Genomic DNA, 14,919 nt, shown 5'->3' with positions numbered 1-14,919 from the left:
TCTACAGTCTTGTTTATTTTGCCGCTTGGGACTGTTGATGTCCATTACAGGCGCTTCGCTTATTGCTGTAACGGGCACGCTTTTATTTAGCCCTGCGCTGATATAAATATATGCTCACAAAGACGACAAATTCCGATGCCGGAATGGCCAGCCAAATGCCGTTCATGCCTAAAATCGGCGGCAGCACGAGCAAAAAGACAAGCATGACAACAATTTCCCTGGCTGCTGTTATCCATGTAGCCATCCGGACATTGCCGACTGATTGGTAGTAAGTCATCATCACAAAGTTGGTTCCTGTAAAAAGATAAGCAATAAAAAACAATTGTATCCCCGCAGCAGCAAGCGCTGTTACATCAGCCGGAAAATCGCCAAAGATGGAAACGATCGGCTGGGCAGCAGCTTGGCCAATCAGAAAACAAATAACTCCCGCCAATATAGCAGTCCAAGTCGCTTTTTGCATAGTTTCCCGCTTGCGGCCTTTATTGCCCGCTCCGTGATAATAGCTGATCAGCGGCTGAATGCCTGACCCCATCCCCAGAAACATCATCAGCATGACACTATGCACATAATTTAAAATGGAAAAAGCAGCTACACCATCTGTTCCAGACGTACGCTCAAAGGCAAGATTATGGGAAATCGTAAAAACCGAAATCCCTATTTCCGAAAGAAAACTCGGGAAGCCGACGATAATAATTCCTAAAAACAGCTTCTTATCAAAAGAGAAACGCACGATTTTCAGGTTATTCGTTTGTCTGAAAAAATGGCTCGCCAGCACGATAATCGCTAGAAATGAGGCAATGATCGTAGCAAAAGCAGCACCTGCCACCCCGAAATCAAACACATATAAAAACACATAATCAAGTACGATATTCACTGTCGCTGCAACGACGAGCGCAGCCATGGAAAGATTGGGTGCCCCGTCATTGCGGACAAAGATACTAAAGGTATTTTCAACTGTAAATACGAAGCCGAACAGCAAAATAACGAGTAAGTAATCAGAAACAAATGGCAAGGTTTCCTCGTTGGCTCCCAGCGCGTATGCCAGAGGGTGGCGAAAGAAAAAAGCCAGCAGGCCGATTGCGAGAGTGAACAAGAAAATGGAAAAAAGAGCGTGGGTAAAAATCATGCGGGCATGGGCTGTTTTCTTCGCTCCCATAGCTATCGAATATTTGGTCGCAGCCCCGACGCCGATCCATAGGGAAAGAGCAACAAAAATGGTGTAAACCGGAGCGGCAATCCCTACGCCAGCCAACGCAACAGGACCGAGCCTGTTTCCCACCATAATGCCGTCAGCCACAATATTAACGGCCATCAAAAGCATGCCGATCATAGAAGGGATTAAATAGCGCAAAAAAATGCGTCCTACCGGCTGGCGGTCTAATTGCTCAAGTGCTGCTGATGTGGAACTCATGATGTCCTCCTCTCTTGTACATCCAGCTTCATGACCAATCCATGAACCAATCCGGCTTTGTCGATCTCGCCGTTTAATTTAAATCCAAACTTCTCATATACATGCTGTGCTCTCGCATTTTCAGGATAAACACTTAAATAAATCACATCACAATCATAGTGCTGCTGAATAGCAGCAAGCAATCCGGGGAGAAAACGGCTGGCATAGCCTTGACCTTGAAATTGCAGGTCAATCATAAATCGGTCCAGCCAAACGCGCCCTGTCGACTGATCACGGCCATACATAGCATATCCGACCAGCACATCCGCATCATATAAGCCGACAGATTTCCATTGCGGTTCAAATTTAGATTGTGCCAATGAAAACAAATTACTTTCAATAAATTCCTTCTGACTTTCATCGACCGATAAAGCAGCAATTGCTTTCCAATTATCAGCCGTTACCTCACGTATACGGAGGCCCATACTTCCATCTCGCTTTCAGAATAATATAAAACAAGAAAACTATTTTTGTTTTTTCAGTTTTTAAAAGGAGGAAAAAAACCGGACTAAACAGGCCGGATTCCTTATTTCATGTCCTTTTTCACAAGGCCAAATAACAAAATATCAACAATCGAATCTAATGCTTCGGTAACTGTAATGCTGTTTTCCAAGAAAAACTGCCGATCAAGCGTAGAATTGGTGGCATCAACAATTACCTTAATAAGAAAAGGCACATTTTGATCAACAATAAGCCCTTCGCGGATACCTTTTTCAATTAATTCACGCAGTGCATCCCACTGATTCAGCGCAGCATTGACTCTTTCCCATTGCTCGGGATACGTCTTTTTCATTTGCTCCAAAATTTTCCAGTCGTAAAATTCATGATATTTCGGGACAACAGTAATCGCCCCTTTTATTTTCTCGATGAGCGACAAGTTTGGATCGCTTACAATCCGCTCTGTTTTTTCATCAAATTCTACTAAGGTAGAGTCGATGATCGCATCCAAAATTTCCGCCTTTGAAGAAAAATTTTGGTATAACGTCCGCTTACTAATGCCCAGCCTTCTTGCCAGGTCATCCATCGTAAACTTCATTCCTTTATCATCAATCTCTTCTAAAAAAGCTTTCATAATCCGAGCTTTCATTTATCATCCTCCTGCAATGACTGAAACTAAAAAAACAAAAAAAGTTTCTACCGTTTAACTAAGTATATCTTGTTTTCTCCATCCTTTGCAAGCCGGCCGCCTGCAGAACAGAAAAGAAGCGCACTTCCAAAGCACGCTTCTTCCCCATTATTTCAGCGGCTGGCTGCCCGCACATTGTTCATCACAAAGCGGCTTGCCGGCACAGCCGGAATTCTGCCCATATCGTAGGTCAAATCCTGCTCCGGCACCTCATAGGCTATGTCTCTTGTTAAAAACTCCAAGCTTTCTTTCATTACAAGCACCGTTACCCATTCTCCCGCACAGCGATGTCCCATGTAGTGATCTCCCCCGCCCTGCGGGATAAAAGAAAACGGGCTCTCCTTCCAATCTTCAAAGCGCTCCGGCTGAAACGCATCAGGGTTTTCCCAAAGGTCCGGATGATGGTTCGTTCCGTAAATGTCGAGAATGACAAGCGTGCCTTTTTTGAATGGATACCCTCTCCATTCAAAGTCTTCTCTGACCCTTGCTCCTGTAAACGGACCAAACGGATAAAAGCGGCGCACCTCTTGGACGAACATCTGGCTGTAATTTTTTTCATCCTCTTTTACTTTCTCGCGCGCCTTAGGATAATCGTGCAGCGCCAATGCTCCAAAGGTAACAAAGCGGCCGATAGCGACGATCGGCCGCAGTATATTAATTAATTCTATAGCCGCCATGCGGTCGCTCAGCAACTTCCCATTTAATTCGCGGTGCCAGGCGATAATATAAGCGGCCGTATTTTCCGGCGGATGCAGTTTTTTAGCACGGATCTGCTTAATAATTTTTTCAATCCATTTTTCTGACCTGGTCCGCGCTCTCTTGCCTTCCCGATATCTTGATCCGACGGCAGCAAAAGTATCAATCATCAGGCCGAAATCGATCGCCCGCTGCTTGACCTCAGGCTCTGTCACCGGTACACCGGCCCACTCACACGCAATCCGGCACATGATTTCCTCCGCTTCATGCAGCAAGACAATTTCATCCCTTTGCTCCCACTCAGGAACTTTCTCCTGCCATTGCCGGCGGGTTATAGAAGCAAGTTCATCCAGCCGGCCCGGGGTCATCATCGAGAGAAACATCCGCTTGCGCTGCTTATGCTCCTCTCCGTCCAGTGTTTGAATCGCATTTTCTCCGAACAAGGTTTTTTGGACATGCTTTGGTGCAGCTCCCTTGCGTGTAAAAAGCTGTTCATCATAGAAAAGGGCAGCGGCTTCTTCTCCAGCTATACAAATCGCTTTCTGCCCGAGAATGCGTGTTTGAAAAATATCTGACTGCAGCTCACTTCGCCGTTCCGGTATAAATTGATAACCTTCCTCGAGCAGGGCGAGCGTGTGATCTAATCCTTTCTCTTTAGGAATCGGACGGCTGGATGCCATGCGAATCAACTCCTTTAACCTGTTTTATGTATGAGACAACGAACCCTATTCAAGCCTATGAACCAAAAAGCAACGGCTTAGGGATTATATTACCCTGTCCCCTTCCAAATAAAACGATTCTCCCATTAGCCATATAAAAAGAACTTAGAATGACATCATTCTGAACTCTTTCTGGTTTTTAAATGGTTTCCAAACGATCCGGTCGAAAGACAAACCTCTTTAAGTCGCTTGTCCAGGGCATTTCTCAAGATTCATGGCAGCGAAGATGGAATGGAAATCAACTGACCCATTCGCCCATAAAATAAAATAGACAAGCGCTGAAAAAGAAATTTTCAGCGCTTGTCTATTTTATAAATGCCGCCAAACATCCTAAAGGAACAGCTGTCTGTCGGGCTAGAGAGAGTCACTTGAAACGGCCCTTCTCCTTTTTCCTGAAGAATACTTGCCACTACTCCATCTGCAACCGGACTGCTGAACACGAAACGTCCGCCATCAAATTCCAATGACCGGCACCTAGCTTGGAGTGCTTCATCAACAAACACCTCTCCTGCCTTAGCACCAAGCCAGTCCGCCCACTGTTCAGCTGTTTTCTCCAACTGATGGACAGCAAAGGTTACATGAGAAAATTCTGCCTTAGACGGATGCGGCTGAATAACCTGCCGTTCCACCAAATCCTTTCTTCTCTCCCCGTCCTCTTCTTTCCATTGAATAATAAACGGCAGCTCCATTCCTCCATTCGGATCGCCGATATAAAGAAGCTGCCATTCCACAAGGCTGCCATCCGGCCGTTTACGGCTAAATGCTTCGGGTCCATTTACCACCAACCCTTTTTGGCAAAAGCGGCGTGCCGCTTCTTCCATATCTGTTGTTCGAAGCGCTACCCGAGAAAACCCTTCAGTAAATTGTTCCTTCACAACTGTTTCCAAAAAACTATGCTGAGGATGCTCCGTTTGTTGAACTAGCTCTTTATCGTACGTGCTTAACAGCTCAATATAGCTTAGACCAAAATAACTGACTGCATTATACGTTCCCCGGTTTTCATGGACGCCGCCTTCTGCGGATGCCACTCCATGCTTCTGCAGACAAGCCATCGCCTTCTCAGGATTCTCCACAAAATGAACAACATGATCAAATGCAAAGCTCAATATATTTCCTCCCTTTCCCAGCCAAATCATAATCAGATGGCGAAATAAAAAATCGCTCCATGTGGATTGGGCGATCAGTTCATATATCTTTTGACTTTGTTTATATAAAACAGCTGAACGAAGGGTCCCCTTTTCTTTTGTCGCGCCTTAGAAAACTATCCATCCATACGCGCTCTTTCTATTTATATATTTGCGATCCCATTAAGAACAGACAATTGGAGCATCGATCTTCAATGCCTGTACACGTCGTAATCACATCTTTTTTTTCCGAGGTCCGGCCAGTGTATGACAGCTCTTGGTTAACAAACTGATTGACGCAGGGACAATAGGCTGTCCAGCGCGTTAGTTTATCTTTTCCCATGGTTATCTCCCGCTTTCGCTTGTTGTCTCCTTTCCCCAATAAAATGTTTTAATACCCGGGCTTTTTTATTCTAAACCTTTTATCCTCTCTCTCCCTCTATATAAACAGTAAAATAATCCTTTTCCATATTCAAGCTTATCTTCATTTTTGCAGAAACTGTACACGCTGTTGATGGATTGGAAATCAACAGCTTCCATTCACAAGCAAAATAAAAAGCTCCATCCCACCCGCTTTTCATTGAGGGTGTATGGAGCTTGAGACCACTAAATATCTAGAAAACAACAAGGAGCTATAATCCGCCTTCAGCAGTTTACGCTGCCTTCTCTTTCTTTTGAATCCATATGGCAGTTACAGCAATAATCGCTAACAGCACAGCCTGAGGAGCGATGGTTTCCCATGTCGGGTAAAAACCGAGCCAGCTAATAATCGGCAGGCTTTGAATTTGTGTTGTGCCGATATGGCCGGTCAATTGCAAGGCATGAATGCTGACACCAAGTATTTTGAACGCCAAGAAATAAATTAAAATAGTTGCGATCTTAAAGAAAGGACCCACAGCAATTTTTGCACTGTATCGAATAAATAAAAAGGCAAATACCGTTAAAATGACAAGAGCCAGCACAATGCCGGCAAGCAATTTGCCCGTGCTAATGGATGGCGCCATTCCCATATAAAAGATAATGGTTTCGGCTCCTTCTCTGAAAATCGACAGAAAGCTGACAAAAGCCATTGAAATGATGCTTCCGGTAGACAGGGCTGTGCCCATTTGCTTTTCAATATACCGATTCCATGCTTTCATATTTGATTTTTGATGGAGCCAGACACCAACACCAATCATCATTACGACCGCAAGTATCCCGGTCACTCCCTCGATTGCTTCACGGTTCGCCCCTGCTGCAGCGGCAGAAAAAGCAATATTGATGAATACAGCTGCAACGATGCTCATCACCACGCCAGCCAAAGCACCGAGCCAAATCCATCTTTGATGCTGCGAAGCGTTTGCTTTGCGCAAGAAAGCGATCAGGGCTGCAACGACGAGCAGCGCCTCTAATCCTTCGCGAAGCATGATCAGGGCTGCGTCCCACATCGTATAATTCTTTTTCTCCTGCAGCAGGTCAACTGCTTGTTTATATTCCTTGATTTTCTTCTGTTGTTCTTTCACCACATTGGTATCTGAAGACGAAAGCTTTCCGGCTATGACGGGAATATCACTTTCAAGCTTCGTATATAAACTGCCGTTTCTCGTGCGTACGTCTCCTTCAACAGACGGCCAAACAGTTAAAAACTCCTGAAGTACGGACACAGCCTCCTCCGGCTTGTTATCATCAATGGATTGATCGGCTTTTCCCAGCAAGTCAACTAATGTTTGCAAAGAGTAATTGTTGTTCTCCGCTTTCAGTTCCTTGCCGGCAGCAAAGCCAGTGACTGCGCTTTCGAGCTTATTGTAAATGCCCTTTATTTGGTCGAAATTCTTCTCATCCTGCAGCAGGGCGATGCGAAGAAAGCCCATTTGCGTTTCAATCTGTCCATAGTAGGGAATGCTCTGTTCACGCACGATGCTTTCCTTCCGGTTCCAGGCTGCCAGGAATGTTTGATATTGAGCATAAGCCGCTTCGCCATCTTCTTTTTCAATTACGGTTTTTAAATCAGCAAGAATTGGCATAAAGGCGGTTTTCACCTCAAGCCGCTGCTGTTTTTCATCGACCGGATTTTGCTCTTTTTCAAATGCGATCAGCGCATGCGAAACTTCAGATAAAGCCTCAAGCATCGATTCTTTTTCATGTTTGCCTAACACTTTGTTCGCTTTTGATAATGCCTTGTCTACTTTTTCCGCTTCTTTGCTTTTACCTGGATCTACTTGTTTCCAGTCGTCGTTTAACTGGCCGATCAGTGTTTCAACAGCTTTCCAGTCTTTCGCTTTTGTTTTCATCATAGCATCGCCGACTGAGATAAATAACTCACCGTAATCTTCCTCGGCTTGTACCGCTGAAAGTTGCATAGGAGAAAGCAGGAACAACAGCAAACTACATAAAATAACAAGCTTTTTCATCTAACCCTCTCCTTAGCTAAACAACTCCGCTCCAAGATAGCTGCCTTTTTTCACACCCGGGAAGCAGGCAAATAGCGCACTGCCGCGATGGGTAATGTATTCGTTTAATTTATCGGTCCGCCCGAAACTGTTTTGGATATTAATAAATTGTTTCGGATGCTTTTGGAAAGACAGGAATAATAGACCCGCATCAAAAGCGCCGGTATTTGGGTTAATGCCATCCGAATAAGAAAATGAGCGCCGAAGCATCCGGTCCTTCACCTGCTTTGCCAAATGGACATGGGAAGTAACCGGCACAACCGGTTGGCCGTTTTCCTTCCGGTCAAGCTCCATATCGTCAAATTCTCCGGTTTTTCCAAGCGGAGCCCCGCTGTCACGGTGACGTCCGAAGGTAGCCTCCTGCTCCGTCAAAGCTGTACGGTCCCACGTTTCCAAGTGCATTTGAATGCGTCTTGCCACTAAGTACGTCCCGCCTGTCAGCCAGCTTTTTGATTCACCAGGCTGCACCCAGACTACTTCATTCATTGCTTTTGCATCATCCACGTTCGGGTTGCCGCTTCCATCTTTAAAGGCAAACAAATTGCGCGGTGTTTGCTTCTTCTTCTTTTTCATTTCATAAGAATTAAATCCTGTTTGCGACCAGCGCATCGTGACCTTTCCTCTCGCCGCACGGACTAAGTTGCGGACCGCATGGAAAGCGACTTGGGGATCATCTGCACATGCCTGGATACAAATGTCACCGCCCACATAGTTCGGGTCCAGCTGATCTTTAGGAAAATGCGGAAGATCCGCGAGCTCTTTCGGCTTCATATGCTGCAGCCCAAGCTCTTTTTTCTCAAACAAGCTCGGTCCCACACCGAATGTCAAGGTTAAATGAGAAGCGTCAAGCCCTGTTGCTTCGCCCGTATCTCCTGCCGGAAGCAGCTTATTTTCTGTATAAGGCTCGACTACTTGTCCATTCATTAGGCGAACACTGTAATTTGTCCAGAGCTGAAACATTTCCTTCAGCTCTTTTTTGGACTTCGCCGTACAATTTAACGAGACAAAATAAACGTGTTCCGGACTCTTCGTTAAAATGCCCGGCTGGTGCTTGCCGTAAAATTTGACTTTATTGGCAGCCGTTTGATCATCATCTATAAACGGGTTCGCGCCGAAAGCAGTTAATGCTCCCGTCAATCCTGAAGCACCGAGGATCACTCCGGCGCCCCCGATCCCTGCGATCTTTAAAACATCACGCCGAGACACTTCTTTTTGCAAGATGGATTTTTCTTCTTGATTGTTCATTTATTCTCACTCCACTACAATAGCCATTTGGCTTAGAGGTTCCCCTAAATGATCGACAGCTTCTGATAAGGCTTTAGTATCCTCTTTCGTTAATTTTTCAAATGATACAAATCCGCCTTTGCCATCTTCATGCTTGGCCAGTAATCCATTTAATGTCTTGAAGTTCTCTTCCAATGTTTTGACAAGCTGAGCATCTTTTTCTTGCAGCTTCGGTTTGAAAATCTCAAAGATTTTCTCTGCTCCTTCTACGTTTGCTTTAAAATCATATAAGTCTGTATGAGAATAGATTTCCTCTTCCCCTGTAATCTTCGATGTTGATACTTCGTTTAACAAATCAACCGCTCCGGTAATCATTAAATCAGGTGTCACTTCGACCGTTTCCACTTTCGCACGAAGTTCCTTTACGTCCTTCAGCAATTGATCGGCAACTTCCTCGTAGCCTTTCGTTGTGCCTTCTTCCCACAGGCCTTTCTCAATCTTGTGGTAACCAGACCATTGCTCTTCTCCTTGGCCTTCTTCCTTGACATCCGCCAAGCGGGCGTCAATGCGCGGGTCAAGGTCACCAAAACTTTCTGCAATCGGCTCTGAACGTTCGAAGTACATACGGGCCGGTGCATACAGTTCCTTTGCTTTCTCAACATCTCCTGCTTTTACCGCTTCTACAAATGCCTCTGTCTCAACCACAAACTGGTCCAGTTGATCTGAAGCGAATTCTTTATAGCTTTGCACCTCTTTATCAAGCTTGTTCGTTTGCGCCTGCTCTGTGCTTTCACTTGCTTTTTGGCTTTCTGTATCTTGTGATGCGTTATCTCCGCATCCTACTAATAAACTACTGGATAACAATAAAAAACCTACGTTGCGAACGATCTGATTCATGAGTGAAACCCCTAACTTCTTAGTTTTGTATTCTACTGATTATTAATGATAATCATTGTCAATTATGTTGTCAACGTTGTTTTTAAATGAAATCGTTACCAATGAGCAAAATGGCTCATACTCATAAAAGAAGCCCTTAAAAGTTGAACTTTTAAGGGCTTCCTCTGTTTTATTTTTCAGTTAGGAAATACTTTTCAATATCATCCAGGAATAAATTCGCTGCCACAACGCCGCCCGCTGTGTTCCAGATCGCATCATCCACTTTATGGATATTGTTGTTTTTCACTACACTCAGGTTTTTGAATAGCGGATCTTCCACCCACTCTTCTTCCAGCTTCGGTGCTTCTCCTTTGCTTTCTGCCGGATCATAAGTGAAGTAGAATAAGATGTCGCCATCCATGGCAGGAATACGTTCTTTCGTTACATTCTTCTCAGCGAAATCCGGCTGGTCCTGCCCTTCTGGACGGGCAAATCCTAATTGATCTAAAATCACGCCAGAGAAAGTATCTTTATGATAAATCCGGACATCTCCAGGCATAAAGCGGACAATCGATACCTTTTGCTTAAGCTTGTCGCCAAGCTGGCTTTTTAATTCTTGAACGCGCTGATCGAAATCAGCAATTACTTGCTTTCCTTCTTCTTCTTTATTAACTGCTTGGGCATACAGCTTAAAGTTTTCTTTCCAGTCGCCGCGCAGTGTTTCCGAGAATACAGTCGGAGCAATGGCACTTAATTGCCCATAAATTTTCTCATGGCGCATTTTATTGCCAATGATCAAGTCAGGCTTTAGCGAAGCAATCGTTTCTACACTTGGCTCGCCTTCGTTCCCAACACTTTTAACACCTTTCATATCGCTTTTGATATGGCTGTACCAAGGGTCACCGGTCCATGATTGCACGGCACCTACAGGCTTCACGCCTAAAGCCAGCAACGCCTCTGTTCCTTCATTTGTCAAAATGACCACACGTTTAGGCTCTCCCTTTACTTCCGTTGTTCCCATGGCATGCTTCACATTGTAAGACTTGCTTTCAGAAGCGGCTCCTTCATTGGAAGCATTGTTTTCTTTAGAAGTTTGTTTTTCTCCGCTTCCGCAGCCTGCCAGTGCAAAAACAACCACAAGCATAAGCGCGGCCAGCAGCGATGAAAAACGCTTTTTCTGAAAATATGTATGCATATAAATCCTCCTGTTTGATGAAAATGATTTTCATTTACACTCAAGATATTATTGGATGAACATTCTTTTGTCAATAAACAATTGAAAATGATTATCAAATTCATTGACACTGATTTATTCATCTCTTACACTTAAAGTTGACGGCATGACAGCACAGCAGGGATTGCTGCTGATGGGACATGGAACAAAAAGAAAGTGAAAGAGCGATTAACAGTTCTCTGGGTTTTCTTTTGGTTCTATCTACTTTCAGCAACAGCTAGAATGGGACATCCCGCTGATGGAACAGCGCCTAAAGAAAATTGGAACATTGGGAGAGAAAAGATAGATGCTGCTGAAACACACGAAGGGAAAAGCCTTCGGATTGATTATAAGCATAGGTGTACTACTTACTTGTATGGCCCTTAGCATCGTACTGGGCTACACAGATACAAACATTAAAACAGCGGTGGAGGCCTTTCAGCATTTTGACGGTTCAAACGAGCATATTATTATCCAGGACGTCCGCCTTCCCCGCGCGCTCATTGCAGCGGCTGTAGGAAGCAGCCTCGCTATAGCGGGGGCACTCATGCAAGCATTGATGAAAAACCCGCTGGCTTCTCCTGATATTCTCGGGATTAATGCAGGAGCTGGCTTCTTTATCGTCGTTGCATTAATGGTATTTTCCGTTAACTCCCTGCAAGCATTCACATGGATAGCATTTGCCGGCGCGGCATCAGCCGCTTTCATTGTTTATTTTTTCAGCGGAACAGGAGGCGGCGGACTTACGCCAATGAGGTTGACCCTTGCTGGCGCAGCGATTGCCGCCCTCTTCTCTTCCTTGACTCAAGGACTATTAGTGATGGATGAGGCGGCTCTTGATCAAGCTTTATTCTGGCTGGCAGGGTCGGTCCAAGGGAGAAAGCTGGACATCTTGCTTTCGGTTCTTCCTTATCTCGCCGTCGCCACCATCCTTGCTTTTCTGACCGCGCCTAAAATTAATCTTTTAGCCATGGGAGAAGATGTAGCTAAAGGTCTTGGCCAGCAAACCGGCGCAGTCAAGCTGACTATTGCCGTATCCTTTATCCTGCTTGCCGGCGGCTCTGTAGCTGTAGCCGGTCCTATCGGCTTTATCGGCATTATCATTCCTCATATCGTCCGTTCATTAGTAGGAAATGATTATCGCTGGATTTTGCCTTATTGCGGGGTGTTGGGAGGCACGCTTCTCCTGCTGGCTGATATTGGCGCCCGTTATGTCATTATGCCTGAGGAAGTTCCGGTCGGAGTCATGACAGCCTTTATCGGCACCCCCTTTTTCATTTACATTGCACGTAAAGGAGGACGGACCGCATGAAGAAATCCTTCCCGCTTCGCTTAGGAAAAGGAAGCATGTCCCTTCTTCTGGATCAAAGAGCTGTCTGGATAAATGCTATTTTTGTTTTTTTATTATTGATCACGTTTCTTGTAAGCACCGGAATGGGAGAACAGTTTCTTCAGCCTTGGCGTGTTTTAACTGTACTGCTCGGACAGGGAGACGACTTTGAACAGCTGATCGTCCATTCCTTTCGCCTTCCGAGAATCCTGATTTCTGTGCTTGTCGGAATGAGCCTTGCGGCAGCTGGAGCCATTTTGCAAGCTGTGGTCCGCAACCCGCTGGCCTCCCCTGATATTATCGGAATTACCGGCGGAGCCTCTGTCGCTGTGGTGTTGTTTTTAACTCTTTTCACCGACAGAAGCAACACCTTGACAGTGAGCATCCAATGGCTGCCGCTAAGTGCCTTTATCGGAGCAGCTATTGTCACCTTCCTGCTTTATCTGCTGGCATGGAAAGACGGTTTATCCCCGACGCGCCTTGTCTTAATCGGCGTCGGCTTGTGGGCGCTGATGAAGTCGCTGACTACTTTGTTTATGATCTTAGGCCCTATTCATCAGGCGAGTCAGGCAAATGTCTGGATTACGGGTTCTGTTTACGGATCAAGCTGGCAGAATGTCTGGGTGTTGGCGCCCATTACGCTTACTCTCCTGCTCGTTGTCCTGATCATGATCAGGCATGTCAATATTCAAGAGCTTGGGGAAGGCATCGCTGTCGGAGCAGGGGAAAATGTGCAAAAGCAACGTTTTCTTCTGCTGCTGATCAGCGCGGCATTAACCGGAAGCGCGGTAGCATTTGGAGGAGGCATCGGCTTTGTCGGATTAATGGCGCCGCATATCGCCAGGCGGCTCGTCGGCTCTTCCTTCGGTGCGCTGCTGCCTTTGTCTGCTGTCATCGGCGCGATTTTAGTGCTGCTGGCGGATTCCATCGGGCGAACCTTTTTTCTTCCTGTTGAAGTGCCGGCAGGCGTATTTACGGCGGCCCTTGGTGCCCCTTACTTCATTTATCTTTTATACAGGCAGCGAAATGCTTAACAAAGGAGCGAAAAACATATGCCATCATTAGAAACGAAGTCGTTAACCTTGTCCTATGGAGAAACGATTATTATTGATGAGCTGGATCTGCAAATTCCCAAAGGGGAGATTACCGTTTTTATTGGCAGCAACGGCTGTGGGAAATCCACGCTTCTTCGTTCGCTGGCCCGCTTATTAAAACCGCAATCCGGTTCTATTTTCATTGAGGAGGAAATGATAGCCAGCCTGCCGACAAAAGAGATTGCCAAGCGGCTGGCTATTTTGCCCCAAGGCCCTGTAGCCCCTGAAGGACTGACGGTACTGCAGCTTGTCAAACAAGGACGGTATCCTTACCAAAAGTGGTATCGGCAATGGTCTGAAGAAGATGAAAAGGTCATCAACAAAGCCCTGCAAGCAACAGGCATGGAACATCTGGCTGATCGTTTAGTTGATTCTCTCTCAGGAGGTCAAAGGCAGCGCGCTTGGATTGCGATGACCCTGGCGCAGGATACAGATATTATTTTGCTTGATGAACCAACTACGTATCTAGATATGACTCACCAAATTGAAATCCTTGATCTTCTATTTGAACTGAATGAACAAGAAGGACGCACCATTGTGATGGTTCTTCATGATCTAAATTTAGCCTGCCGGTACGCCCATCACCTTGTGGCAGTGAAAGACAAAGCAGTCTATGCGCATGGCAAGCCGGAGGAAGTGATGAATTCCGCTTTGGTAAAAGCCGTGTTCCATATGAATTGTGAAGTGACGGTCGATCCGTTGTTCGGCACACCGATGTGTATTCCCCACGGGAAAGGAAGATATGTGAAATCCGGGGTGAAAGCAAACCATGAACTCATTTACGGATGAAGAGCTCGCCGCTCTAGAAAAGAACTACCGTTTCACCTTGCGAACCAACCCTTCTCCGTTGTCCATTCAAGCAAAAAAGCTGCTGGATGATCAGCAGCTTGCTGCTTATTTGCTGCAAGTCAAAAAACAAACGAACGCGGCGAACCTGGCCGTAGCTGCTTCTCTTTTAAGCAAGAGATACAGCTTTGCCGTGCTGATTGCCCTCTATTCGATGAGCGCGTTCAATAAGCGGCTTGATTTTTCACTTGACAACGTATGTATTGAAACATTGGATGAAGCGGATACGCTATGGCTTCCAGCTTTCAAATTTCACAATCTGTCATCTAGTGAAGCGGACCATTCAAGCCGCTCTGAATGGAGAAAAGCTGTAGTCGAGCAAGTATTCCGTGATCATGTAGATGTCCTGTTCACCCGCCTCACAAGACACAGTAAATTATCAAAATTAATTATGTGGGAGAACTTGTACACTTACATTTGCTGGATGTACCGAAGCCTGCTGGAAAACCCGCAATGGAGTGACCGCCATGGCGCCATTGCCGAGGATTTCCGCTATATTGTATCAGAAGGAAAAGGAGAATTATTCGGCACCTTCCACAAAAATCCCTTTGTAAGATACAGCCCTTCTCCCTCTAGTGAACAAACTGGACAAAAGCGCCAGACCTGCTGCCTTTCTTATTTAGCCGGAGCAAAAGGAACACGCTGCACAATTTGTCCGATTGCTTGCATCCCAAAACAGACATGAACAATAAAAACCGGTTCTCTCTTGAGAACCGGCTTTTCAGACTGTAGACAAACTCAATGAAAATTGAAGTTGGTCCGCAGTCTTTTTATTTTGCTTGTAGATGAGGG

13 protein-coding genes are annotated in these 14,919 nt (G+C 45.6%); 4 read left to right on the top strand and 9 right to left on the bottom strand.

Annotation, left to right across the window (positions count from 1 at the left end; translation table 11 throughout):
* Positions 1–82: 82 nt before the first annotated feature.
* From BBA02S_RS18335 to BBA02S_RS18295, 9 genes are all read right to left on the bottom strand, one after another.
* Positions 83–1,411, bottom strand: a complete 1,329-nt coding sequence (locus tag BBA02S_RS18335) for an MATE family efflux transporter (protein ID WP_041099363.1) — start codon at positions 1,409–1,411, stop codon at positions 83–85.
* Complete coding sequence (locus tag BBA02S_RS18330) at positions 1,408–1,875, bottom strand: GNAT family N-acetyltransferase (protein WP_041113018.1); 468 nt, start codon at positions 1,873–1,875, stop codon at positions 1,408–1,410. The genes BBA02S_RS18335 and BBA02S_RS18330 overlap by 4 nt, the downstream gene beginning before the upstream one ends.
* Positions 1,876–1,976: 101 nt before the next feature.
* A complete protein-coding gene (locus BBA02S_RS18325) occupies positions 1,977–2,537 on the bottom strand; it encodes a TetR/AcrR family transcriptional regulator (protein WP_041113017.1) in 561 nt (186 codons plus the stop codon).
* Between the two features lie 152 nt (positions 2,538–2,689).
* Entirely contained in the window at positions 2,690–3,952 is a 1,263-nt protein-coding gene (locus BBA02S_RS18320; protein ID WP_041113016.1) for a CYP152 family fatty-acid peroxygenase CypC, read from the bottom strand.
* 332 nt (positions 3,953–4,284) lie between these two features.
* On the bottom strand, positions 4,285–5,097 hold the full coding sequence (locus tag BBA02S_RS18315; RefSeq protein ID WP_041113015.1) for a VOC family protein: 813 nt from the start codon (positions 5,095–5,097) through the stop codon (positions 4,285–4,287).
* Between the two features lie 671 nt (positions 5,098–5,768).
* Positions 5,769–7,505, bottom strand: a complete 1,737-nt coding sequence (locus BBA02S_RS18310) for an FTR1 family iron permease (protein ID WP_041113014.1) — start codon at positions 7,503–7,505, stop codon at positions 5,769–5,771.
* 12 nt (positions 7,506–7,517) lie between these two features.
* The gene (gene efeB / locus BBA02S_RS18305) at positions 7,518–8,789 is read right to left on the bottom strand and encodes an iron uptake transporter deferrochelatase/peroxidase subunit (RefSeq protein WP_041099350.1); all 1,272 of its coding nucleotides are present in this window, start codon (positions 8,787–8,789) and stop codon (positions 7,518–7,520) included.
* Between the two features lie 6 nt (positions 8,790–8,795).
* A complete protein-coding gene (gene efeO, locus BBA02S_RS18300) occupies positions 8,796–9,665 on the bottom strand; it encodes an iron uptake system protein EfeO (protein ID WP_041099348.1) in 870 nt (289 codons plus the stop codon).
* A 169-nt stretch (positions 9,666–9,834) separates the two neighbouring features.
* Entirely contained in the window at positions 9,835–10,839 is a 1,005-nt protein-coding gene (locus tag BBA02S_RS18295; protein WP_041099346.1) for an ABC transporter substrate-binding protein, read from the bottom strand.
* 325 nt (positions 10,840–11,164) lie between these two features.
* On the opposite strand from BBA02S_RS18295, the gene BBA02S_RS18290 reads away from it, so the two are divergent.
* From BBA02S_RS18290 to BBA02S_RS18275, 4 genes are read left to right on the top strand one after another with little or no spacing between them, the layout of a single operon-like run.
* The gene (locus tag BBA02S_RS18290; RefSeq protein WP_041113013.1) at positions 11,165–12,169 is read left to right on the top strand and encodes a FecCD family ABC transporter permease; all 1,005 of its coding nucleotides are present in this window, start codon (positions 11,165–11,167) and stop codon (positions 12,167–12,169) included.
* A complete protein-coding gene (locus tag BBA02S_RS18285; protein WP_041113012.1) occupies positions 12,166–13,221 on the top strand; it encodes a FecCD family ABC transporter permease in 1,056 nt (351 codons plus the stop codon). The genes BBA02S_RS18290 and BBA02S_RS18285 overlap by 4 nt, the downstream gene beginning before the upstream one ends.
* A gap of 18 nt (positions 13,222–13,239) precedes the next feature.
* Entirely contained in the window at positions 13,240–14,070 is an 831-nt protein-coding gene (locus BBA02S_RS18280; RefSeq protein ID WP_041099340.1) for an ABC transporter ATP-binding protein, read from the top strand.
* Positions 14,051–14,812, top strand: a complete 762-nt coding sequence (locus BBA02S_RS18275; protein ID WP_041099338.1) for an IucA/IucC family C-terminal-domain containing protein — start codon at positions 14,051–14,053, stop codon at positions 14,810–14,812. Before BBA02S_RS18280 ends, BBA02S_RS18275 begins: the two co-directional genes overlap by 20 nt.
* The last annotated feature ends 107 nt before the right edge of the window (positions 14,813–14,919 follow it).

The organism is Bacillus badius NBRC 15713 (assembly GCF_001591605.1).
GTDB lineage: Bacteria > Bacillota > Bacilli > Bacillales > Domibacillaceae > Pseudobacillus > Pseudobacillus badius.
Note: the sequence above shows the minus strand (reverse complement) of the source record. Positions and strands in the feature narration are given on the sequence as shown.